Source organism: Streptococcus pacificus (assembly GCF_016481305.1).
Taxonomy (GTDB): Bacteria; Bacillota; Bacilli; order Lactobacillales; family Streptococcaceae; genus Streptococcus; species Streptococcus pacificus.
In genome coordinates, this window is record NZ_JAENBO010000001.1 from 657,681 (window position 1) to 681,565 (window position 23,885).

Below are 23,885 nucleotides of genomic sequence, written 5' to 3' on the forward strand. Positions count from 1 at the left end.
AAAGCTTTATTTAAAATGTTTTTCTGGGTCCCAGACGAAACTACCAATCAGGCTAAAAATAAAGGTGAAGAAAACGACGATGAGAGCAAGTAAAGCAAAAGGCACTCTAAAAAGATAGGTTAGGGGATTAATTCTCTTATTGTTGTGAAGTGGTCTAGTTTCTTCGTCTAAACGATCAAACTCATTTTGAATACGACTCGCCACTTCTTTTAGCCCTTCATCATCTAAACGCTTAATGTCTGACACATCAATGGGATTTCCAAAGTTAACATCAATGCGATCCCCTTTAAGCAAATCTTTGAAGTGCATTGGACCTTGATAAACCGCTGGCATGATTCTTACCTTGGCCATTTTAGCAATGGCTGCCACACCCCCTTTAATTTCGGTTGAGTGACGGCTACCACTTGGAAACATCATGAGCGAACGTTGACTGTTTTTTAACATTTTAATCGGGTAGCGGATGGCTTTTTGACCAGGATTTTCTCGGTCAACTGGAAAGGCTCCACACATTCTAATCCACCAGCTAACCAAACGATTTTCAAAGAGTTCTTTTTTCGCCATAAAAATAAATTGTTTGGGACGAGCGGCAAAAGCCATATAAACGGGATCCCACCATGTTCTATGAGGGGCGACAAAAATATAGTTTTCTTTTTGATTAATAATCTTGTCTTGGTTGTGGTAATGAGCATTGCCATTAACAATCCATAATAAAAAAACAACTAAACCGCGTAGATAGGTATAAAACACGTTAAACTCTCCTTAAATTTTATGCTATAATTATAACATGAAATCAGTAAATCTAAAAGACATGGAACGCATCGACCAATTATTTTCAACAGATGTCAAAATTATTCAAAACAAAGACGTTTTTAGCTATTCGATTGATAGCGTTTTGTTGGCACGCTTTCCAAAATTTCCCAGTCGTGGCTTAATTGTTGATTTGTGTAGCGGTAACGGGGCTGTGGGCTTATTTGCCTCCACAAAAACACGCGCAAAAATCGTTGAAATCGAACTTCAAGAACGCTTAGCTGAAATGGCACAACGCTCGATTTTACTAAATGACTTGGAAAATCAAGTGACAATGATTAATGATGATTTGAAAAATCTTTTAACCCATGTGCCTAGATCTCAGGTGGATCTTATCTTATGCAATCCTCCTTATTTTAAGGCGACCAACACGTCTAAAAAGAATCTGAGTGAACATTACCTACTGGCTAGGCATGAAATCACAACCAATCTGACTGAGATTTGTGAGGTGAGTCGTCACGCCTTAAAAAGTAATGGCCGCTTAGCCATGGTGCATCGTCCTGAGCGTTTTTTAGAAATTCTTGAAACCTTGAAGGCCCATAACTTGGCGCCAAAGCGTGTTCAGTTTGTTCACCCAAAGGCAGGAAAAGAAGCCAATATGCTCTTAATTGAAGCCATTAAAGATGGTTCAATTGAGGGACTAAAAATCCTACCACCTCTAATTGTTCACCAAGACAATGGTGACTATACCAAAGAAATTTTTGAGATATACTATGGTCAATAAAACAAAAGCTTTTATCTATGTGCTAAAATGTTCTGACGGAACACTTTATACTGGATATACCACAGACGTTAAAAAACGCTTAGCCACTCATAATGCCGGTAAAGGCGCTAAATACACCAAGCAACGCTTGCCGGTTGAGCTCATCTATCAAGAAGAATTCGCGACAAAAAGTGAAGCCATGAGCGCTGAGAGCTACTTCAAACAAAAAACAAGACAAGAAAAACTAAACTATATTGCTCAACACACAAAATTGAACGAGGATTGATGGAGACAAGGTGCCTTTGTCTTATAGTGCTTGTAACTATCTATCTAAAATAACAAAAAAACGCTAGACTAGCGTTTTTTTTTAATTATTCATAACACTTTGTAACGGTCTTAACAACCTTTTTTAAGTGATCATCCCAGTAGTGAATTCGCTCAAAACTGCCTTTTCTATAATATAAAGGCAGGCGCTCTCTAATATCATCCTGCATTTCTAGATGCTCAATTTCTTCAAGACTAAACCACCTTGGTTCACCTTCTCTTGAGGTTTTTAGTAAGTCACCTTCAAAAGATTGACAGAGAAAATCATAGTAGACATATCTTTCTTTTTTTAGAGGATTTGTAAAACCAGAGATGCCTTTTAATTCTAAATTTAGTGCTGTTAACCCCGTTTCTTCTTTTAATTCTCTGACTGCCGCCTCAAAAAAGCTCTCAGGAAATTCTACTTTGCCACCTGGTTGAATCCATCCTTTAAACTCATCGTGTTGACGATTTATCAGGAGAATTTTGCTATCTTTTTTGACGCAAATATTAACCCAATTTTTAATGATTTCTGACATAATGACTCCTAAAAAATGTTTTTTATCATTATAACAAAAAACGTCCATTTCTGGACGTTTTCTTAGTTATCTTTCTTTTTTCGGATGACAAATCCACCTTTTTTATCATTAGAAGAACGGTTAGACTTTTTGGAATCCTTATTGTAGAAATCTTTATTTTTCTTATTTGAACGACGTTTGTGATCTCTATCATCGCGTTTCCTATCGCCACGATAACCGCCACGACGATCATTGCCACCTTTACGACCTCCACGATTCCCTTTTCCTGATTTTGATTTACCGCCACCAACATATTTGAATGGTAATGGTTTTTCATTAGGAATAATCACTTTAGGTTGTAACTCAGGATCTTGAACAGTCAAGGTTAGGATATATTTCGCCAATTCTTCTGGTGAAAATTCTGCGACTAATTTTGTAGCATCTTCTTCAAAACGATCAAAGTTAGCACGAATAGCTTTATTTGAAAAATCACGTTCGATTTTTTGCAAAGCAACTTTTTTCATTGAATGAAAGGCTTCTTTTGCTGTCGGTGGTTTCATTGGTAGCATTGGTTTTTTGGTTAGCTTTTCAATGATTTTAAGGTAACCCACTTCATTTGGTGAGACAAAAGTAATAGACTGACCTGTGTGACCTGCACGTCCTGTACGACCGATACGGTGAACATAGCTTTCTGGATCTTGAGGAATATCGTAGTTATAAACATGAGTGACGCCTGTCACATCAAGACCACGAGCGGCAACATCAGTCGCTACTAAAATATCTACTGCATCTCCCTTAAAGTCTCTTAGAACACGCATTCGTTTACTTTGATCTAAGTCACCGTGGATGCCTTCTGCTCGATAACCTCTAATCTTAAGACCACGGGTTAATTCGTCAACACGTCGTTTGGTACGTCCAAAGACGATAGAAAGTTCCGGCTGATCAACATCCATCAGACGTGTCATGGCTTCAAATTTTTCATTTTCTTTTAAAAGGACATAATGTTGTTCAACTAAATCCGTTGTTAATTCCTTGGCAGCAATTTTAATGTGCTCAGGATTTTTCATAAATTTAACACCAATTTCCTTGATGGGAGCTGGCATTGTTGCTGAAAATAGAAGGGTTTGACGTGTTTCTGGAACACGACTAATGATTGCTTCAATGTCTTCTAAAAATCCCATATTTAGCATTTCATCAGCTTCATCTAAAATTAGTGTCTCAACGTTATCAAGTCGAAGGGCCTTACGTTTAATTAAATCAAGTAAACGTCCAGGCGTTCCAACAACCACATGTGCGCCTGATTTTAAAGCCTTAATTTGTTTCTCAACACTCGTTCCACCATAAACAGAACGAACTTTGACTCCTTTTTCTCTACCAAAACGAAATAGTTCTTCTTGACTTTGGACTGCAAGTTCTCGAGTTGGTGCAATAATAAGTGCTTGAACCAAGTTACTTGTCGTATTAATTTTATTTAGGGTTGGTAATCCAAACGCTGCTGTTTTCCCTGTTCCGGTTTGTGCTTGTCCTATCACATCCTTACCTTCAAGGGCAAGGGGAATTGTTTTTTCTTGGATAGGCGATGGTTCAGTAAAACCAATTTTCTTAACAGCCAATAAAATGTCTTCTGACAAGTTTAATTCATTAAATTTCAATATATTTCTCTTTTCTAAAAGAACAGTGCGAAGCTGTCCTATAAAACCTTTATTTGTTTGACAACTCAACCATTATAACACAAAAGAGATAGAATACTAAGGATTTCACCTTATTAACCAGAATAATACGTTTTCAAAAACGCCAATCCATAGATTGACGTTTATTATCGTTACATTTTTTCACTTAGTGCCACATCTGGGTACTTATCAGCAAACCAATTAAGTGCAAAATCATTTTCAAAGAGAAAGACTGGCTGGTCAAAACGATCTTTGGCTAATATGTTACGACTTGAACTCATTCGTTGGTCAAGATCTTTTGGATCAATCCAACGAACAGTCTTTTTACCCATTGGTGTCATGACAACTTCAGCGTTGTACTCACCTTCCATACGGTGTTTGAAAACTTCAAACTGCAACTGACCAACTGCACCAAGCATATACTCTCCAGTTTGGTAATTGGTGTAAAGCTGAATAGCACCTTCTTGTACCAACTGTTCAATCCCTTTGTGGAAAGATTTTTGCTTCATCACATTTTTAGCAGCCACTTTCATGAAAATCTCTGGCGTAAAGGTTGGTAGAGGCTCAAATTCAAAACTATTTTTGCCGACAGTTAAGGTATCACCGACTTGATAAGTACCAGTATCATAGACCCCTATAATATCTCCTGCCACTGCGTTTTCAACATTTTCACGACTTTCCGCCATAAACTGAGTAACATTTGATAGCTTAACATTTTTACCCGTTCTACTTAACTTAACACTCATTCCACGATCAAACTCGCCAGAAACAATTCGCACAAAAGCAATTCGATCACGGTGACGAGGATCCATATTGGCTTGAATTTTAAAGACAAAACCAGAGAAATCTTTATTTAGTGGATCAACTAACTCGCCTTCTGTCGTTTTATGACCGTGTGGTTCAGGTGCAAATTCTAAGAAGGCATCAAGAAAAGTCTGCACGCCAAAGTTAGTTAAGGCAGAACCAAAGAAAACAGGGGTTAATTCACCTGCCAAGATAGCTTCTCTTGAAAAGTCATTGCCGGCTTCTTCTAACAATTCAACGTCTTCTAAAACTTGCTCATAGAAGATATTTTGAGAAAGTGAGTGCGTTTTAGCCTCTTCTAAATTGATAAATCGCTCTTCTGTCTTGTAGAGTTCAATACGCTTGTGATAGAGATCATACAAACCCTCAAAGCTTTTACCCATTCCAATTGGCCAATTCATCGGAAAACTAGCAATTCCCAAAATTTCCTCAAGTTCTTGCAGTAAATCAAGAGGCTCACGACCATCACGGTCAAGTTTATTGATAAAAGTAAAAACAGGAATTTGACGATGTTTCACTACTTCAAAAAGTTTTTTCGTCTGTGCCTCTATCCCTTTGGCAGAGTCAATCACCATAACGGCAGCATCAACCGCCATCAAGGTTCTATAGGTATCCTCTGAAAAATCCTCATGTCCTGGGGTATCTAAAATATTGACACGTTTTCCAGCATAGTCAAATTGCATCACTGACGAGGTCACTGAAATCCCACGTTGTTTTTCAATATCCATCCAGTCAGATTTAGCAAAAGTCCCTGTCTTTTTTCCTTTAACCGTTCCCGCTTCACGAATTTCACCACCGAAATATAGTAACTGTTCCGTGATTGTCGTTTTCCCCGCATCCGGGTGACTAATAATCGCAAATGTGCGGCGTCTTTTAATTTCTTCTTGAATACTCATACGTCTCCTTTAGATAAACAATCCTTAACATCATTTATTAATTTATTTCAGATATTACTTATACTATTACTAGCTATAACTCTATCATTATAACTAAAAATACAAAGCTTTTCAATGGCCATTAAATAAAACAAAGAAATAAGACAGATAAAGAAAATCAATTCTTTATTCTGCCTTATTCTTATTACTATTACAGCTCTAACCAATTACAAAAAATTAGTTATTTTCACCTTTTTTTCTGCCATAACCATATAAAGCTAGTGATGATAGAGCTAACATGGTGCCTAAAACTGCTGAGTTTGTTGTATCACCAGTGTTTGGTAAAGTATTAGCTGAAGCGTTTTTCACTTCTTTTTGCTCTACTTTGTCTTTTGTTTGCTTATCCTCTTTACTCATTGGCTCTAGTTTGCCATCAAAGGCTAGTAACTTATGGCTTGGTGCATCTGATGGCACTTTACTTTCAAGTGTTCCTTCAAAGACCGGTTTGTCTTGTGCTTTTGGTGCCACTTTTGGTACAGATGTTTCAGGAACAAAATCTGATTCCGGTAACTCATAGTTTGGCGCATCAGATGGTACCTTACTTTCAAGTTTCCCTTCAAAGGCGGGTTTGTCTTTCGCTGTTGGCGCATCTGATGGCACTTTACTTTCTAATGTTCCTTCAAAGACCGGTTTATCTTGTGCTGTTGGTGCGTCTGATGGCACTTTTGTTTCTCTCGCCTGATAAACAATACCATATTCACTAAAGTGTTTCGCCACAAACACAACGCCTTGTTGTGTTTTACCATTAGCATCCACATAACTTGTCATCGTAAAGTCAAGTTCTTCTTCTTGGTCAGTATTTGGGAGGTAAACCACTTTTCCTACGGTTTTACCTTCATCCACTGGCATGATGACAAGTGTGTCTTTTAATGGACTAATGGCTTGACCATTAGCATCAACTAGCGAGATATCAAAGAGGTCATAGTCTTTATCTTTAAGCACATTTGGTGTGCTTGGGTCTTTGGTTTCTTTATGCCCAACACTGATGCCTTCTATAGCTGCAATTTCACCAACTTCTAATTGAACCATAACACCTGATGTGTCATCTTTTAGGTCGCGTTTTTCTGTTGAGAAGGTTAATTCAGGCACTTCGTTGACTACCCCTTTTCCATTGGTAAATACAATGGATGGTTTGTCTTCAGCTGTCGGTGCATTGCCAGGTACTTTAGTTTCAGGATTTGCCTCATTTATTTGACCTTCTTCTAATGAATGAGATAGACCATCCGTAACTGCTATTTCTGCCACAACTTCTTTATCACTAACATCAGCAGGGTTAACTGCTACTAAGCGTTTGTAATTAAGGGTTTCAGTTTTTTCCTCTTCAATAGTTAGACTATTTAGGTATTCAACAAGAGTGGTTAAGATACCATTAGTCATAACATTATTTTCAATAGCACTATCAGCAACAGTTACTGTTTTGTCAATGAGAGTTCTAAATGGATTAAACTGAGCATCTGCAACTCGCTCTTTAGCTTCTGTTAATGGTTGAATATCTAGAGCAACTTCTGCCACAACAGGACGTAAGAATTGTAATTCAGCAGCAGAAAGGAATCGATTGCCCCCTCCACCATGAGAAGCTGTTCCTGTTAAAACAATCTTTTTAGCATTGATTGTTTTACCAAAATCAATCACTTTTGCCTTAGAATCAGCAGCCCAGTTTCTAGCTGTAAAGGTTTCTTCAACACCTTGATCGTTAGTAACAACTAAAGTCAAGTCGCGAATAATACCATTTGGTCCAGATTGACGTGGCACATATCTAAATCCAGTAATTTCTTTTGGTGTATTAAGAATCATTGTTGCAGGTTGACCAACGTGACCACCACTCCAAGGAGTATGCCATAATGTTGAAAGGTTACCATCAAAAGCTTTAGCAAGTTCTTCACCTGGTTGACTTGGTGCTTCCAACGATTCGAAGTCAGAGGCAACTAAAGCAATTTGTTTTAAGGTTAAGCCTTTTTTAGCTTCTTCAACCATGTTAATCAATTGACGTGCATCCTCAACACTAATAGCGTCATCTGCTGCAAGTAATGGGAAGAGACTTTCTTTAACACGATCTAATGAGTCTTGCGTATACATTGTTTGCGATACAATCGGAAGACTATTTTTTAGGTGTTCCTCAATTAATATCTTACCGGTAACAATCACTTCTTCAATTTGAAGTCTATCCATGATAAAGTCATTGTAGCCTCTAAAGTTAGCATTTCCACCGGCATCACCCTTAGTATCACTAGGATTAGCAGTCGAGTAGATACCAATCCATGTTTGTCCAGATTCATCACCAGTAACAAGATAGCTAATTCTCTTAGCACTGTCAGAATTTTCCCAACTGTTTGGAAGCTCATGCATAGTGACATTGCTCATATCTCTTGTCCAACGTCCATTTGCTATTCTTGCTGCTTCTCCCTTACCGATAGCAAAAGCATAAGTGTTGTTTGACCCAGCTTCATAATCAAAGGTAATACGATAAGTTTTTCCAGCTTCAAAGCGGAAGTTTTGAGGAACAGTTTGGTAAAGAAGGGCTTGTCTTGTTACGAGACCATTAGTCTTGAGTGACCAATTGCCTTCAATAACGTCTGACACTTTCTTACCATTCCAACCACGTTGTGTGTATGGTTCGTGTTTTTCAGACAAGTGGGTACGGTTATCCTCTACACCTTCAACATCTCCAATAACAAATGGGAAGATACCTTGTCCAACATTTTCAAAATCTTGTTTGAAAATACCAATAGCTGTGTCATGCTCATCACCATACATTGATGATTCATTTTCAAAAATTCTGATTTCATCAAAGTAACTTGCTTCAGTACCCGCATCACGGCTAAGTGTTAAAGTTACCTTAGATGCATCATCACCTGTAGTGAAGAAAACATACATGTTTTGGAAGTAACTAGTGTTGTCAATTGTAGCATTTTGACTATTAGTGTTATGAGCATAAGCTTTAACATAGTTTTTAGCAATTGATTTATTGGTGAAGTTTGTGATTTCTTTTTCACCTGTATTTACCGTAATACTTGCTTTTGCGTCACTTCTGTTATCAATACCAACATAAACTGCGTATTTAGTATTTGGTTTTAAATCAGTTAAGGTTTGAGTTAAGCTAATTTTCTCAGTATTATTCTCAATACGGAGCATATCATTAGCACCTTGTGATTTAACAATTTCTGCTTTTGTTTTATCTCCTGAAATAGTCCAATGGTTTAAAGTACCACTATTGAAGCCTTGGTCATAGATATGCATACCATCACTCCAAGACATTTCTTTATTAGTTTGAGGAGTACGGTATAGAACATAAGGTTGTGCAGACTTTAAATCAAGTGTAATAGTACCATTAACAACCGCAATTTCTTGTTCTTCAACTTTACCAAGATCTGTTAGCTTGTAAAGATAAACTTTGTCACCTGACCAGGTATCTGGTAAAGTCCAAGTTGTTGCACCTGTATCTGTATTGAAGTAGTACATTTTCTCTTGATCCGTTGCAAGATCATTACCATTAGCATCCCAATTCCATGGTGCTAAGTAGGCTGAACCATCTTGGATAACACGACCATTTAATGTGACTTTACGTTGACGATAAAGTGGACTTCTAACATCATTAGATTTACGTTCTAAGACAAGAAGGTTACCTTTATCATCTTTTAATTTAATTTCCATTTCAGGTGTCCAGCTATAAGTTTGTCCGTTGTCAGACATTGTCACAGGTGTACCATTTTTCCAGCTAATCACTTTAAAGTGTTGGATGTATTTTGTCATCACATCATGTTCAAAGAGATTTGTGACATAACCATTATAGTCACTGCGTCCTTGCCATCCTTCAAAGTCTTTCATACTGTAACCACCTAAAAGTGGATAATTAGCGGCTCCTCCATAGCTTGGATAATCACCAACCCATGAATCTTTTTGATGGTTACGGATAAAGCGGACGATATTACTGTTAATCCCTTTGTTAGTGTAGCCACCGTAAGTTAAATCAGCTGCCCAGTGTTGGAAGGTTGAGTCATATTCACCACCATGACCCCATTCAATCGCAAAACGCCATCCTTGTCTGATAATTTCTTCAGCGAGGACTCTAGTTGCCCAAGCACCATTATCACCTGATTGACCATTTCCCCAAACGTCAACGTAGATAAAGTCAAGACCTTCTCCAAGTTCTTCTTTTAAATCTTCCCAACGTTTCAAGCGACCATGTGCCAAGTCATAAGCAGCATCAATATTGATCCCTTGGTCAATCCAGTTCCAACCATAACTATAGCTACCATCAGCATTTTTTCTAAGAATATCTTCACTAAAATATTTAGATTCTGGATAAGTTTCTGACGCATTAACGTGAATACCAAGTTTAGCACCATATTCTTGGGCTTTAGCAATAAGAGTTTTGAAGTCTTCGGTTCCACCAATACGTTTCCCAATATCAGCATAGTTTAAGTGACCTGAATCATGACCTTCACTACCATAACCTTTAAGAAGGACACCTTGTCCTAAACCATCTGTATGAAGAGCAATTTTCTTAATACCATCTAAGGTCATCAAGAATGGGTTTTGTGCTTGTGAACCAAAGTTCATCGCAATACGATAGGCAGTAATATCTTTTACCTTTTCCCAACCTTGCGGGTTATTCATGATATTACGGTATTCGATTGCACCATCTTGCCAATCGACCACACCATCATCGTTAACATCTTCAGTAATTACTACCTTAGCACTTGGTAACATTAAAGTGTACTCTGGGTAAACCAAACCTTTATAAGCTTTTTGCCAGTCCCAAGGAGAGCTCTTAATACCGACATAGTTAGCATCACCAACAGTTTGTTTTTCAGCAGTTATACGAGTAAAGTCGCCTTGTCCGCCTCCAAAACTATATTGAGAGTTACTCCATACCCCCGCAGCTAATTTGTTACTTGAAACAAATCCATACATATACCCTTGTCTATTAAGATTGTTCATTGGATTAGTAACATTTAGATGAACATCACCAACAACATGAGTGTTGTTTGACATGAATGACCCATCAAATTTAGCTCCTGTTTCTTTGCTAGAAACAGAAACCAAAGTATTGCCGAGGAAATCAATAGAAGATAAGAGTTTTCTAGTATCATCAACTTGTTGACCTGGTGTTACTTGATTATGGTTGGTAATATTAGTGACGTCAAAATGAAGTTGGTTATCAACAACTTTCAAGCGAACAGTCATATCAGCATTGATCAGTCTTGCACTATTGCGAAGCTCAAGATGATATTCTGCAGTACTATCATCAATTTTTTTATAAGTAACTTTAGGAGTGATGGCATAACCATTGATAGCCACTTGATTGATGGATTGCACTTGACCGGTTAATTTATGACCATTAAGAGTATATTCTTTAACACGTGGAAATGCTTTATCGATCAGCACATCCATTTTACCAGAGTGAATAGTATCATAAAGAACATCTTGGTCGTTTGCTTCATTTCCCTTATCAGGCGTATCTGATGTGTCTTGTCCAACACCATTTTGATTATCTGACTTAACCAAAACTTTTGTCAACTCATTATTATAGGTACCAGCTTTAAGTAAAATTTTATTACTGTTAAGTGCTTCCATTACAGCTGTTGGAATGGTCTTTGTGTCAAATAATTGGGCACCGTTGTTTGTCGCATTTAATTGACCATCTGATTTTAAGGTCACTACTAAATCATTAAGACTATCAAGTACAGGAGCGGCAGTTCTACCACTTCTTAAATAATCACCTGTTTGTCCAGATGCTTTATATTCCCAGAACCAACCCTGTGCATCATAACCAACAAAAATATGATTATTAGCATCTTTATGTTTAAGAAATACTCCAAAGCGTCCTTGGTTGGTTTGAGATTTTTCTTTAAAGTTGATGGCAACAGAAGCATTTCCTGTAGAATCAACTGATAGACCAGCCTTTTCAAATAGAGCTGCATTTGCAGCATTATTATTACTTGTTGTTGAAGCAAGTTCGTTATAGCGAACACCGCCTTCTTCAATCACTTTCACAGTTCCTTGATTTGCAGGCGTTTGAGAAGTTGTCCAGTCTGGTGTTACTTCCTCATTTTCTTCACTAGGACTAGTGTCCCCTTGATTAGTATCACTTGAATTTTCGCTGGCAGCAATTTCCTCTGGCGTTGCTTTTCTTGCTCCCACTGACACTTTCGTTAATTCATTACCAAATGTACCAGCTTTTAAAACAATGCGTTTTTCATCTTTTAAGTTTTCTTTTACAGGATCTGGTAGTGTTAATGCATCAAACAAACTTTGTGTTGAATTATCAACAACATTAGTCAAGTTAGCAGTTAAAACACCCTCGCTCGTTAAATTAACACTTAAAAAATTAAAAGAATTCTGAGTTGGTGCGGCAACACGAGTTCCTTTATACCATTGACTGTTTCCTGCACCAGGAGTTTTGTATTCCCAGAACCAACCTGCTTTGTCATAACCAACAAACACATTATTTGCTGTGTCTTTAAATTTCATGAAGACTCCAAAACGGCCTTCATTAGGTGCAGATTCTTCCTTGAACAGAAGATTCACCTCAGCTGAACCATCTTCAGCAACTTTAACAGTTTCTTTTTCAAATAAAGCTACTCTCGCACCATTATCATTAGATGGTGTTGAAGATAAACGATTAAACAAAATCTCTTGTTCGACAACATTTTCAACACTGCCTTGATTTTCTGTAGCCTCAACTGTTTTCCATTCTTGTTTAGCAAGATCAGTTTCTGAAGCTTCTGCTTCTTCTGAAGTCTCGTTTTCTGTTGCAGTTGGTTGTATTTCTGCTGGTGATACTGTTTCAGTTGTTTCTTCACTAGCTTCAAGCGTCTCAACAGGTTGACTTTCTATAGACGGTGCTTCTGTCACTTCAGCATCAGTAACTAAGGCAGTTGCATCTACTTCAGATTCAGCGATTGTATCAGCAGAAACATTAGCAACCCCTAAAAAGGAAAGCCCAATCATGACAGAAAATGCGCCCAAAGAGAATTTACGAATTCCATATTTACACTTTTTTTCAAACATGTGCTTTTTCATTAAAACCTCCCATATAAATAACACAAAGTAAGCGATTACATTTTTACAATAAAAATAAACATTACCAAACGAAATGCTAACTAAACTTTATGATACTATTCCCCCTTAATAAATTTAATATATTAATTGTTTCTAGTATATCAATTTCCTCTCAAATAATCAACCTCAATTTACTTTAAATTCTAATTATTTTATTTATTACCAATAGAAAAAACCTTTACTTTCTTAGTAAAGGTTATCGGATGTTAAAGATAAGCCACTATCTTATCCCACGAAAGTTCTAGACCCGTTTTATCAATTGAGGAAAAAATTATAAAATCATCTGAAGCATCAAAGCTTAAAGCTTTTTTAATCATCGATTCGTGTTTGTTCCATCTCCCTCTTGATACCTTATCTGCTTTTGTGGCAACAATAATTACGGGAATGTCATAATATTTTAGAAATTCATACATCTGAATATCATCAACAGATGGTTCATGTCTAAAATCAACTAAGCTAATAACAACTTTTAAGTTATCACGTGTAACAAGATATTCTTCAATCATTTGTCCCCATTTAGCACGTTGTGCTTTTGAAACCTTCGCATAGCCATAACCAGGGACATCAACAAATCGCAATTGATCGTCAATATTATAAAAGTTCAATAACTGTGTTTTACCAGGTTTACTAGAGGTTCTAGCCAAATTCTTACGACCTAAAAGGGTATTAATAAAACTTGACTTGCCAACATTAGAACGTCCTGCTAAGGCAACTTCTGGTAGATTATCATCTGGATAATGTTCCTTAGATGCTGCACTTAATAAAATGGAGGCGTTGTGGGTATTTATTTCTGACATCATTTTCTCCTTAAGATGCAGTTTCTAAAATAGGTTCTTCTATTCCTTCAACAGCGCCTTTTGTAATCCGAATGGTTGTAATATCTTCCTGACTTGGTACTTCAAACATTATATCAAGCATAATTTCTTCAATAATTGAACGAAGACCACGCGCACCTGTCTTTCTTTGAATAGCTTTTTTAGCAATTTCTTCTAGGGCTCCCTTTTCAAACTCAAGAGCAACACCATCATAAGATAATAAGGTTTGATATTGTTTTACTAAGGCATTTCTTGGTTCAGTTAATATTAAAACCAAGTCTTCAACCGTTAGTTGTTCAAGTGCAGCCGTCACCGGTAAACGACCAATTAATTCTGGTATTAAACCAAATTTTTGAATGTCTTCTGAAACAATTTCTTGCATATAAGATGACGACTCATCAATTTTTTTATTGTTTTGACCAAAGCCAATAATTTTTTCACCAAGTCTTTGCTTAACGATTTCTTCAATACCATCAAAAGCACCACCAACAATGAATAAAATATTTTTAGTATTAATCTGAATCATTTCTTGTTGTGGGTGTTTTCGACCTCCCTGCGGTGGTACGCTAGCAACAGTACCTTCAATAATTTTTAGAAGGGCTTGTTGGACGCCTTCACCAGAAACGTCTCTCGTAATTGAAACATTTTCACCTTTCTTGGCAATTTTATCAATTTCATCAACATAGATAATGCCTCGTTCTGCACGTTCAACATTATAGTCTGCTGCTTGAATCAGTTTTAATAAGATATTTTCAACATCTTCTCCCACATAACCAGCCTCAGTCAGAGCAGTTGCATCTGCAATTGCAAACGGCACATTTAAACTCTTGGCTAGCGTTTGAGCTAGGAAAGTCTTACCAGATCCTGTTGGGCCAATCATTAAGATATTAGATTTCTGTAATTCAACCTCTTCAATATCTTGTGTTTGAGCAAAACTAATTCGCTTATAATGATTATAAACCGCTACCGCTAGCGCTCTTTTAGCTCTTTCTTGACCAATGACATATTGATTTAAGACATTTAATAAATCCTTTGGTTTTGGAATGTCTGCAAGATCAGCTAAGACCTCTTCAGCCATTTCTTCTCTAATAATTTCTTGCGATAAGGCAACACATTCATTACAAATAAAAACACCATTGCCAGCTATTATTTTTTTTACTTGGTCTTGGTTTTTCCCGCAAAAAGAGCAATATACTTTAATATCACTTGTTGTTTTTTCAGCCATTTTTCCCTCAATCTTTTATTTTTCTTTGATTAAAATAATTTCCCATTAAAAGCCTGTATCGTTGCTACTAGATTAGATAAGGCATTTAGCAAAAATAAAATTAATAGACCATAACGTCTTTTTTTATAAACAATCACAGCACAAATAAGACAGATAACTAACAAAGAAGCTGTAAAGACTCCAAATACACTATTCATCATCTAGTCTAAACTCTCCTTTTCAGTCATTTTTTCAAAGATATCAACTGTAAAACTGTAGTCATTTTTATCATCTTTAGGATAGAATTGTGTTGATCTTAATTGAAAATCTGCAAAATCTAATGTCGGGAAATAAGCATCTCCTTCAAATTTGCCGTGAATCGTTGTCTTGATTAATTGATGATAGAAACCGTCAAAAGCCTTGTAAATGGTTTGGCCACCAACAATAAATAAATCATCCTCTTGATTTTCAAACCACTCCATAACATCATTAACGCTGGTCAAAACCAAGACGCCATCTGATTGATATGACTTATCACGGCTTAAAATGATGGTTTGTCTACCAGGAAGAACACGCTTATTCATCCCTTCAAAAGTCACACGACCCATTAAAATCGTGTGCCCAAGAGTAACTTCTTTGAAGTGGTTTAATTCTTTGGGTAAAAACCAGGGCAATTTGCCGTTATTCCCGATTAAATGGTTTTCGTCCTCTGCCCAGATGGCAATTAGTTTTTTTGTCATTGGATGGGTCCCTTTTCATCTTAGTTCTTTCATTCTATCAAATTTTTCTAAAATTTGCATAGAAAAAAACGACTTGCCTAAATGGCTAAGTCGAATTTTAATTGAGGCTTTGTTGGATGATAATCAATCAGTTCAAAATCTTCAGGCTTAATGTCAAAAAAGTTGGTTTTATCTGGCACATTTAAAACCAAACGAGGTTTTATCTCAGAACCTTTTCTATTGAGTAATTCTTTGGCTTGCTCGAATTGATTATCATAGATATGAAGATTGTTGACGAAGTAGAAAAATTTACCCACTTGCCAACCAAAATGTTTGGCAATCATCATTTGAAGTGCAACGTACTGCATAGCATTGATATGATGAGCAACTAGCATGTCATTACTACGTTGTGTAAGAGTGGCATCTAGATAAATGGTTTCCCCGACACGTCTCACATCAAACATGGTTTGAAAGGCACAAGGTAGTAACCCACCTGATTGTTCAAAAGCGTCATAGTCCCACAAAGACAAAACATTTCTTCTATTCCAAGGATTATCAGCTAGTTGTTTTAATATCTTATTGATCATATCATGCTTTTTGACAATAGCTCCATATCGTTCTCCAATGGTACCGCTACTATCAACTTCCCAATCATTCCAATACTTTACGCCGTATTTTTTATTTAATACTTCCAAATCATTGGTTTGATCTTGATAGATCCAAAAAACTTCCTTGATCGCTGATTTTATTGGAATTGGACGAAGGGTCGTAATCGGAAATTCTCCTTTGGAGAGGTCATATTCAGCAAAACTACCTGTAATGTATTTAGAGTTAGCTGTTTTACCATCCTTATATTTAGGACGAGCCTTTTCACTCCATACGCCTTCATCCAGTATTTTTTTGATGTTTTCCTTAAAAATAGTATCTGCTTTAATCATAATCTTATCCTAAGCGACGTGTAGTGAATTTTTCTTGACGTGATTTGACAATTCCATAAACTGTTGAACCAAAACCAAGCACAGAAAAGAGATAAATCATACCTAAATTCTCCCAGTAGGTAGGATCATCAATAGCACCTTCAGCTAAAATGGTAGGAAACACTTCAAAAAAACCAAGGCCATAATATCTAGCAATTGTTAAGGATAAATCAGCTTGGTTAGCAACATAAACCATGAGTAACATAATAATGACACTAATAGCAATTCCTTTTTTGGTCAAACGTTTTCCAAGAAGTTCGTATCCTGAGATGGTACTAACCCCCATAATAACACCAGAAATAATGGAAACATAACCCAATTGACCGATGATAACAATGGCAGCAACACCAACTAAAGAGCCTATTAAAGCACCAACTATACCAGCGATGACATTCTCAGATTTCTGTGCTTCTTTTTGGATATCAATATTGAGCTCTGCGGTCATTTTGGCATAACTCTCCGGCGATAAGAAATTAACAACCCCACTAACAAGATAAATATCACTTTGACCTGATATTCCTGTCATTTCATCAACATCTTCATACTGTCTGCTCTTTAAAAAAGAAACGACTTCGTCAAGAGCTTGCTGGATGTTTTCAGCCGTTTTGGCTTTAGTTAATCCTGTTTTAATATCAAAAATAACTTTATAATTCATTGGTGTATAGCGTTTAATAACTTTTGAATTTGCTTTTAATTCTCTAAAGTCATCATCAGCTACAGGTTGATTAGTTTTACCAAGAGAAAACAATAATTGATAAGTTTTATTATCACCAGTTGGTATCACAGCAAAATGAAAACCATCTTTAACACCATATAAAGTGCTTGTTTCCTTATCTAATTGAAAACCAGTTGCATCTTGAACATTTTCTAAAACTGACATAAGTTCTCCTATCATTTTAAATAAGTTTTATTAATCTTTTATAGTTATTTTATCAGAAAAATAGCAAATGGACAACATCACCCAAATTACTCCTAAAAGATTTGATACTTCAATGTTTCTTCCAATCAATTTAAAGTAAAGTATGATAAAATAGTGTTATGATTATTCCTAAGTCTAAGAATGAGGAGAAAACTTTAAATGATAGCCATTGGAATTGATAAGATTGGTTTTGCTACCAGTCAATATATGCTAGAAATGAAAGAACTTGCAGTTGCTAGAAACGAAGATCCTGCAAAATTTAAGGATGGACTTTTACTAGATGCACTAAGCATCTCTCCAATCACAGAAGATATCGTGACACTAGCGAGCTCTGCTGCTAGTGATATTTTAACTGAAGATGATAAAAATAGTATCGACATGATTATACTAGCGACCGAATCAAGCATTGACCAAAGTAAAGCAGCTAGTGTTTATGTCCATAGTTTATTAAATATCCAACCCTTTGTCAGAAGCATTGAAATGAAAGAAGCCTGCTATAGTGCAACAGCAGCACTTGATTATGCAAGACTTCACATTGAAAATCACCCAGACTCAAAAGTTCTTGTTCTTGCAAGTGACATTGCTAAATATGGTGTTAATACTTCCGGAGAACCGACACAAGGAGCTGGTAGTATTGCTTTATTGATTAGCAAAGACCCTAGTATCTTAGTGCTTCATAATAAGAGTGTTGCTCATACGCGTGATATCATGGATTTCTGGCGTCCTAATTATCGAACAACGCCTTATGTTGATGGCATGTATTCTACTAAGCAGTATCTTGAAACACTTAAAATAACTTGGAAAGAGTACCAAAAACGCTTTGGCGCTGACTTATCAGATTATGCAGCATTTTGTTTCCACTTACCATTTCCTAAGTTGGCCTTAAAGGGACTAAACAAGCTATTCACCAAGGAAACAAACGATGAGGTGAAAGAACGTTTAACGGATAACTTTTATCACTCGATTACATATAGTAAGATTGTCGGTAATATTTACACAGGTTCTCTTTACCTCGGTTTATTATCGCTCCTTGAAAATAGTCCGACACTAAAAGCCAATGATAAGCTTATCTTCTTTAGTTATGGTAGTGGCGCTGTCACTGAAATCTTTAGTGGTCATCTTGTCGAGGGTTATAGAAATCATTTAAATGATAACCGCTTAGAGAAACTACAAGCAAGAACCAAATTAAGCGTAAAAGAGTACGAAGACATGTTTTTTGAAGAAGCTCAAATGGATGATGAAGGTAATGCTAGCTTTACATCCTATAAGACTGGTCCGTTTGCTCTTTCAGGGATTCAAAATCATCAAAGACAATATATAAAAGTAGATAAAAATGACAAAAATTAATTGGGCTGGATTTGCCAAAAAAACTCCAAAAGAACGGCTTTCTCAAATAAAACCACTACTTTCAACAGAAAGTTTCAATGTTTTAGAAAACCAGATTTTATTAAATCAAGACGTTGCCTCACAGATGGTTGAAAATACTTTAGGAACCTTCTCACTTCCTTTTTCTATTGTTCCAGAAATAGAAGTTAATCACAAAAGCTATAGTGTTCCTTTTGTGACTGAAGAACCATCAGTTGTTGCTGCTTGCTCTTTCGCCGCAAAAATCATAAAGCGTTCTGGCGGTTTTGATTCTACCATCCACAATCGTCAAATGATTGGCCAAATTGCCTTGTATGACATCAAAGATACCCATAGCGCTCAAATGACTATTGAAAAGCAAAAGAAAGAACTCTTAACCATTGCAAATAATGCCCATCCTTCAATAGTGAAACGCGGAGGAGGAGCTACTGATATTAAGACACATCTCATTGATGATGAAACCCCTCTTTTGGTCGTTCAAGTTTTAATTGATACTAAAGAAGCCATGGGAGCAAATATTGTTAATACCATGACTGAAGCCTTAAAGCCTTCTCTTGAAGTCTTAACAAAAGGTAAGAGTTTAATGGCTATTTTGTCAAATTATGCAACAGAGTCCTTAGTCACTGCAAGATGTGCTATTGATTACCGCTTTTTAAATCGCGATAAGATAAAAGCACGTGAATTAGCAAAAAAGATTGTTTTAGCTAGTACTTTTGCAAAAAAAGACCCTTACCGGGCCAGCACTCATAATAAAGGCATATTTAACGGTATTGACGCTGTTTGTATTGCTACTGGTAATGACTGGCGTGCTATTGAAGCAGGTGGCCATGCCTACGCCTCACGAAATGGTAGTTATGAAGGATTAACCACTTGGCAGTTAGATGAAACAAATGAAAAATTACTGGGTGAAATTACCCTTCCTTTACCCCTTGCCACTAAAGGAGGCTCGATTGGACTAAACCCAAGTGTTCTAGTAGCATTTGATATTCTTGAACAGCCCGATGCCAAAACATTAGCAACCATTGTAGCCTCAGTTGGTTTAGCACAGAATTTTGCTGCACTAAGGGCACTAGTTAACGAAGGCATTCAAGAAGGCCATATGAAACTGCATGCTAGATCACTTGCTCTTCTTGCTGGTAGTTTACCTGAGGAAGTTTCTTTCATTGTTGATGCGTTACTTCAAGAAAAACATATGAATCTTGCGACTGCTAAAAAGATTCTTGAAAGCTATCGTCATTCTATTTTATGATTATAAAAAATCTAAGGGTTAATATTAACCCTTAGATTTTTTTACATTTTGTTTTAAGTCACCATGGAGAAGATAGTCTACTTTTTTTAGGTCAGCAATTGTTCTTTTATTTAAAGCACACATGATAAGGCGAATGTCTTCTTTCCATCCCTCAATAATACTAATAACCTCTTCAATAGAATGAGTTTCCACTAATTCTAAAACCGTTCTCGAAAGGCCAACTGCTCTTGCTCCCAAAACCATAGCTTTAATCATATCAAGCGGATGTCTTACACCTCCACTAGCTAAAATTTCAACATCATCAGAAAGATGCTGGCAATTTAACAACGTCTGAACTGTTGTTTGACCCCACTGATTTAGATAGGGGCGATTCCCACCACGCTGATTTTCGATGTAAGCAAAACTTGTTCCACCACGACCTGAAATATCAAAGGTTTTAATGCCTAACTCAGCAGCAAAGGCAATTGTTTTTGCATCCATACCAAAACCCACTTCTTTTAAAATGACTGGTACGGGGAATTCGTTAGCATATTCACGCAAGTGGCTTTTCCAATGCTTAAAGGTTCTTTCTCCTTCTGGCATTAATAATTCTTGCATCACATTAACATGAAGCTGCAACAAAAAAGGTGATAAGTCATCTACGGCTTGTAACCCTTTTGCATAAGTTTTGTCAAGACCAATATTTGTCGCAAATCTTAAGTTTGGAAACTCTTTTTTGACATTAAAAGAATCATCAGACCGATTTGCTAAGGCAGCACTATAAGAACCAGTGATAAAAAGTAGATCACAGGCCTGTGCTACCTGAGCTAGTTTATAATTGATGTCTTTTGCTTTTTTGCTACCACCAGTCATAGCATTAATATAAAAAGGGTAGGGAAAATCGAAACCACAAAAGCGTGTTGATAAATCAATATCTGCCAAATCATAATCTGGTAATGACGAATGAATGAGTTCGACATCATCAAAACTATTATGGGGTGACTGATAGTTCAGTGCGTACTTGATATGCTCATCTTTTCTATTTGTCATGAAATCCTCTCATTTTTTCTTGATACAAGACAGTAATATTCTCTTTTTGCCAACGTTTGATGAGTTCTAAAGTAGATTCTTCATCGAAAACAAGAGCAATGCCACTATCACCACCACCTGCGCCACTGCTTTTAGCAACAGCATCTAGTTGATGGGTGGCATTTTTCAATTTTTTTAGTTTAGGGCTGTAAATGCTTGGATGTAATGTTTCAAGTAACTGACTTAGTAGCGATATGCTCTCTTTTGTTTTTGCTTTATCACCTGTTTCTAAGGCTTTATACAAATGATTTACTTCTTTTTTTGAAGTGCTCAAAAAATGATTGTCAATAGAAGCTTGGACTTTTTTAATCATTTGTGAAGAAATAGCAGGCTGTCTTGTCCAACCAACTAAAAAAGTAAAGGAAAGATTAGTCTTAACTGGTTTTATAGTAAATCCCCAGTCTTTTTCTAATAATTCTTCTAATGTCACTTCCAAAAGCCATTTTTTCACGCGTTGTCTATCAAAAGAACGGTAATAAATCAATGATTCATAAACAATACAGGCAATATCACCCATTGAGCCATTATCGCCTTTTTTTAACAAGGTATATACAGCTAATTTAAATAATTCTTCTTTGGTCAAGTGTAGCTGGTAAAAAAGTGCTAAGGCTTTTAGTGTTAAAACTGTCACACTGCCACTTGAACCAATCCCAATTTTTTTGCCTTCTTTTTCCATTTTTCCATTGATTTTTAAAGAAAAAGGCGTGAGAACTTTTCCCTTAAGTTCTAAATAATTGGCCATTGTCTTGATGCTTTCCTGGATAAGAGCATAATTAGCGTCATCCGTTAAATCAACACTATAATTAAACATATCTGAAGAAAGGCTATAATGCTCTGATGGAGTGACTTGAGCTGTCATATAAATGGGAATATCTTTGATGATAGCCACTTGATTGGGATTTAAAATGGCATATTCACCAGCAAGATAGAGTTTACCACAGGTTGTTGTCTTTATCATTTTGTCACACTTTATAATTTCTTGGTGTTAGAGATAATAATGCGATATTTAGTCTCTAACTTTTTAGCTAATCGTTCAAGGTCTTCCTCTAAACATAAGACTTTGACATTAGGGCCAGCATCCATTGTAAAATAACAGCGTTCCCCTTCTAATCTCAACTGTTTGACATCTTCCATCGCTTGATAACTTTTTTCCGTTAAATAAGTAAATGGTGGGTTAGAAGCTGAAGTTGTTTGATGCATCAGTAAGGCATTTGCTTCTGCTAGTTGACCGACTTTATCAAAGTCATTCGCTTTAAGGTAATCTAACATAGCCACATAATCTTTTTCTGATTGATTAACCCATTTGGAAAAATTAGTAGCAGTTTCAACCGCTCTTTTCATGCCTTCACGACTAGAAATCATCTTTTTTTGATCATTAATAACTAGAATAATCATAGCCATTTTTAAATCAGTATCAACGCGATAAATCTCCCCTGTATCTTTATCCCATGCAGCGACAGGACCAAAAAAGCTACGAGAAGATGACCCAGAGGCGAACTTGGCAATTTGAGCTAGTTCTTTTTGATTCAAATTGGTTCTAAAAAAAGTGTTAGCAGCTTTAACTAAAGCAGACAAGCCACTTGAACTTGAAGATAAACCTGCTGCTGTTGGCATACTATTTGTCGTGTCAACTCGAACAAATTGGCTCGCGTCTTTTCGAAAAAGATTTAAAACCTTACTAATTTTTAGATGTTCTTCTTGATTTTGTAAGACACCGTTAATATAAAAAAGGTCTTTTGAACCATCGTCTAGTAAACTTAATTTTGTCTCAGTATAGAGATTTTCTAAGGTTAAGGAAATACTACTAGTTGATGGAATCATTTTTTGATGATCTTTTTTCCCCCAATACTTGATGATAGCAATATTAGCATACGATTTAGCACTTACAGGGCTTCTATCCATGTCTTAATGGCTCCTTCTTTTTCTAGCTGATAACTAATTTTATCAGCTTCTTCTTTTGTTTGACAAATGGCAATAATACAACCACCTAGCCCTCCTCCTGTCATCTTACTTCCTAGAGCATCATTTTTTAAGGCAACATTAACCAAATGATCGGAATTATTAGAACTTACTCCTAGTTCTTTGAGGCAACTGTGAGCAGTGGTCATTGATTGGCCAATTTTAAAAATATCTTTTGAGGCTATCGCTTTTTCAATAGCAGTTGTTAGTTTGCCAAGTTTTTTTAAATGTGGAATAGCCTTATTTTCTAAGGATTCCACTTTTTTGACAGCTTCTCTAGTGTGTCCTTGAATACCTGTGTCAGCAATCACTAAAAAAGCATCCAAATCAATAGGGAGTGTTGAAAAACCAACATTTCTGATGAATTTAATGGCTTCATCACTTAAGCAAGTTTTGGCATCGAGACCACTAGGATTTACGTGAGCAATAATTTCTGCTTGATTGGTTAATAGTTCTAGAGTGGCATCATCAACTGTTTGATGATAATAATCAAAAACAGCCCGAATCGCAGCAATGCTCACAGCGGCAGATGAACCCATTCCTCTTTTTTCAGGAACACCGGAAACAATGTGGTAATCAATGTAAGGTTCTCTAATTTTCAAATAATCTAGAGCTGAAAAAATAGCTGTAGATAGGGTATCATTCTTTTTAAATTGAAAAAGATTTTTTGATGGTGTTATTTGGCAAACCACTTCAATGTTTTTTAGCGGCAGTGCAATAGCTGGGTAACCATAGACAACTGAATGCTCTCCAATAAGAATAATTTTACTATGAGATTTACCAATTCCTATTTCTGTTTTCATAA

Annotated in this window: 19 protein-coding genes and 1 pseudogene; 4 read left to right on the top strand and 16 right to left on the bottom strand. The window is 36.4% G+C overall.

The window, feature by feature from the left end:
• Positions 1-6 precede the first annotated feature (6 nt).
• On the bottom strand, positions 7-747 hold the full coding sequence (locus JHK62_RS03020; RefSeq protein ID WP_199575197.1) for a 1-acyl-sn-glycerol-3-phosphate acyltransferase: 741 nt from the start codon (positions 745-747) through the stop codon (positions 7-9).
• A gap of 37 nt (positions 748-784) precedes the next feature.
• Between JHK62_RS03020 and JHK62_RS03025 the strand changes: the two genes are divergently transcribed.
• The gene (locus JHK62_RS03025; protein WP_199575198.1) at positions 785-1,531 is read left to right on the top strand and encodes a tRNA1(Val) (adenine(37)-N6)-methyltransferase; all 747 of its coding nucleotides are present in this window, start codon (positions 785-787) and stop codon (positions 1,529-1,531) included.
• Positions 1,521-1,796, top strand: coding sequence for a GIY-YIG nuclease family protein (locus JHK62_RS03030; protein WP_199575199.1), 276 nt, complete (start codon positions 1,521-1,523; stop codon positions 1,794-1,796). The genes JHK62_RS03025 and JHK62_RS03030 overlap by 11 nt, the downstream gene beginning before the upstream one ends.
• An 85-nt stretch (positions 1,797-1,881) precedes the next feature.
• On the opposite strand, the gene JHK62_RS03035 is transcribed toward JHK62_RS03030, so the two are convergent.
• The 11 genes and pseudogenes from JHK62_RS03035 to JHK62_RS03080 all read right to left on the bottom strand — a co-directional run bounded on the left by JHK62_RS03035 (position 1,882) and on the right by JHK62_RS03080 (position 17,400).
• Positions 1,882-2,352, bottom strand: coding sequence for an 8-oxo-dGTP diphosphatase (locus tag JHK62_RS03035; protein WP_199575200.1), 471 nt, complete (start codon positions 2,350-2,352; stop codon positions 1,882-1,884).
• Positions 2,353-2,414: 62 nt separating this feature from the next.
• Complete coding sequence (gene cshA / locus JHK62_RS03040; RefSeq protein WP_199575201.1) at positions 2,415-3,983, bottom strand: degradosome RNA helicase CshA; 1,569 nt, start codon at positions 3,981-3,983, stop codon at positions 2,415-2,417.
• Positions 3,984-4,153: 170 nt separating this feature from the next.
• Positions 4,154-5,701 carry a peptide chain release factor 3 gene (locus JHK62_RS03045; protein ID WP_199575202.1) on the bottom strand — a complete coding sequence of 516 codons (1,548 nt, stop codon included), beginning with the start codon at positions 5,699-5,701 and terminating at the stop codon, positions 4,154-4,156.
• 216 nt (positions 5,702-5,917) lie between these two features.
• Entirely contained in the window at positions 5,918-6,769 is an 852-nt protein-coding gene (locus tag JHK62_RS07955) for an LPXTG cell wall anchor domain-containing protein (RefSeq protein ID WP_343044339.1), read from the bottom strand.
• Between the two features lie 300 nt (positions 6,770-7,069).
• Positions 7,070-12,766: pseudogene (locus JHK62_RS03050) on the bottom strand (endo-alpha-N-acetylgalactosaminidase family protein); the annotation flags it as partial.
• Positions 12,767-13,011: 245 nt separating this feature from the next.
• Positions 13,012-13,605 carry a ribosome biogenesis GTP-binding protein YihA/YsxC gene (yihA, locus tag JHK62_RS03055; protein ID WP_425507439.1) on the bottom strand — a complete coding sequence of 198 codons (594 nt, stop codon included), beginning with the start codon at positions 13,603-13,605 and terminating at the stop codon, positions 13,012-13,014.
• Between the two features lie 7 nt (positions 13,606-13,612).
• On the bottom strand, positions 13,613-14,845 hold the full coding sequence (clpX, locus tag JHK62_RS03060) for an ATP-dependent Clp protease ATP-binding subunit ClpX (RefSeq protein WP_199575205.1): 1,233 nt from the start codon (positions 14,843-14,845) through the stop codon (positions 13,613-13,615).
• Positions 14,846-14,874: 29 nt separating this feature from the next.
• Positions 14,875-15,045, bottom strand: a complete 171-nt coding sequence (locus JHK62_RS03065; RefSeq protein ID WP_199575206.1) for a hypothetical protein — start codon at positions 15,043-15,045, stop codon at positions 14,875-14,877.
• On the bottom strand, positions 15,046-15,564 hold the full coding sequence (locus JHK62_RS03070) for a dihydrofolate reductase (protein WP_199575207.1): 519 nt from the start codon (positions 15,562-15,564) through the stop codon (positions 15,046-15,048).
• A 77-nt stretch (positions 15,565-15,641) separates the two neighbouring features.
• On the bottom strand, positions 15,642-16,481 hold the full coding sequence (locus JHK62_RS03075) for a thymidylate synthase (protein ID WP_199575208.1): 840 nt from the start codon (positions 16,479-16,481) through the stop codon (positions 15,642-15,644).
• Between the two features lie 4 nt (positions 16,482-16,485).
• Positions 16,486-17,400, bottom strand: a complete 915-nt coding sequence (locus tag JHK62_RS03080; protein ID WP_199575209.1) for a hypothetical protein — start codon at positions 17,398-17,400, stop codon at positions 16,486-16,488.
• A 201-nt stretch (positions 17,401-17,601) separates the two neighbouring features.
• Here JHK62_RS03080 and JHK62_RS03085 point away from each other — a divergent pair, with 201 nt between their 5' ends.
• On the top strand, positions 17,602-18,786 hold the full coding sequence (locus tag JHK62_RS03085) for a hydroxymethylglutaryl-CoA synthase (protein WP_199575247.1): 1,185 nt from the start codon (positions 17,602-17,604) through the stop codon (positions 18,784-18,786).
• Positions 18,773-20,053, top strand: coding sequence for a hydroxymethylglutaryl-CoA reductase, degradative (locus JHK62_RS03090; RefSeq protein WP_199575210.1), 1,281 nt, complete (start codon positions 18,773-18,775; stop codon positions 20,051-20,053). The genes JHK62_RS03085 and JHK62_RS03090 overlap by 14 nt, the downstream gene beginning before the upstream one ends.
• A 24-nt stretch (positions 20,054-20,077) precedes the next feature.
• On the opposite strand, the gene fni is transcribed toward JHK62_RS03090, so the two are convergent.
• From fni to mvk, 4 genes are read right to left on the bottom strand one after another with little or no spacing between them, the layout of a single operon-like run.
• A complete protein-coding gene (gene fni / locus JHK62_RS03095) occupies positions 20,078-21,082 on the bottom strand; it encodes a type 2 isopentenyl-diphosphate Delta-isomerase (protein WP_199575211.1) in 1,005 nt (334 codons plus the stop codon).
• Positions 21,072-22,079: a phosphomevalonate kinase gene (locus tag JHK62_RS03100; protein ID WP_199575212.1), complete on the bottom strand. Its 1,008-nt coding sequence runs from the start codon at positions 22,077-22,079 to the stop codon at positions 21,072-21,074. Before JHK62_RS03100 ends, fni begins: the two co-directional genes overlap by 11 nt.
• An 11-nt stretch (positions 22,080-22,090) precedes the next feature.
• The gene (gene mvaD / locus JHK62_RS03105) at positions 22,091-23,023 is read right to left on the bottom strand and encodes a diphosphomevalonate decarboxylase (RefSeq protein WP_199575213.1); all 933 of its coding nucleotides are present in this window, start codon (positions 23,021-23,023) and stop codon (positions 22,091-22,093) included.
• Positions 23,005-23,883, bottom strand: coding sequence for a mevalonate kinase (gene mvk, locus JHK62_RS03110; protein WP_199575214.1), 879 nt, complete (start codon positions 23,881-23,883; stop codon positions 23,005-23,007). Before mvk ends, mvaD begins: the two co-directional genes overlap by 19 nt.
• Between the last annotated feature and the right edge of the window lie 2 nt (positions 23,884-23,885).

Bases quoted from the DNA above. Each gene is read 5' to 3' on its own strand.
- JHK62_RS03025 (WP_199575198.1), top strand. From the start codon at position 785: ATGAAATCAGTAAATCTAAAAGACATGGAACGCATCGACCAATTATTT.
- JHK62_RS03030 (WP_199575199.1), top strand. From the start codon at position 1,521: ATGGTCAATAAAACAAAAGCTTTTATCTATGTGCTAAAATGTTCTGAC.
- JHK62_RS03035 (WP_199575200.1), bottom strand. From the start codon at position 2,352: ATGTCAGAAATCATTAAAAATTGGGTTAATATTTGCGTCAAAAAAGAT.
- JHK62_RS03045 (WP_199575202.1), bottom strand. From the start codon at position 5,701: ATGAGTATTCAAGAAGAAATTAAAAGACGCCGCACATTTGCGATTATT.
- JHK62_RS07955 (WP_343044339.1), bottom strand. From the start codon at position 6,769: ATGGTTCAATTAGAAGTTGGTGAAATTGCAGCTATAGAAGGCATCAGT.
- yihA (WP_425507439.1), bottom strand. From the start codon at position 13,605: ATGATGTCAGAAATAAATACCCACAACGCCTCCATTTTATTAAGTGCA.
- clpX (WP_199575205.1), bottom strand. From the start codon at position 14,845: ATGGCTGAAAAAACAACAAGTGATATTAAAGTATATTGCTCTTTTTGC.
- JHK62_RS03065 (WP_199575206.1), bottom strand. From the start codon at position 15,045: ATGATGAATAGTGTATTTGGAGTCTTTACAGCTTCTTTGTTAGTTATC.
- JHK62_RS03070 (WP_199575207.1), bottom strand. From the start codon at position 15,564: ATGACAAAAAAACTAATTGCCATCTGGGCAGAGGACGAAAACCATTTA.
- JHK62_RS03075 (WP_199575208.1), bottom strand. From the start codon at position 16,481: ATGATTAAAGCAGATACTATTTTTAAGGAAAACATCAAAAAAATACTG.
- JHK62_RS03080 (WP_199575209.1), bottom strand. From the start codon at position 17,400: ATGTCAGTTTTAGAAAATGTTCAAGATGCAACTGGTTTTCAATTAGAT.
- JHK62_RS03090 (WP_199575210.1), top strand. From the start codon at position 18,773: ATGACAAAAATTAATTGGGCTGGATTTGCCAAAAAAACTCCAAAAGAA.
- fni (WP_199575211.1), bottom strand. From the start codon at position 21,082: ATGACAAATAGAAAAGATGAGCATATCAAGTACGCACTGAACTATCAG.
- JHK62_RS03100 (WP_199575212.1), bottom strand. From the start codon at position 22,079: ATGATAAAGACAACAACCTGTGGTAAACTCTATCTTGCTGGTGAATAT.
- mvaD (WP_199575213.1), bottom strand. From the start codon at position 23,023: ATGGATAGAAGCCCTGTAAGTGCTAAATCGTATGCTAATATTGCTATC.
- mvk (WP_199575214.1), bottom strand. From the start codon at position 23,883: ATGAAAACAGAAATAGGAATTGGTAAATCTCATAGTAAAATTATTCTT.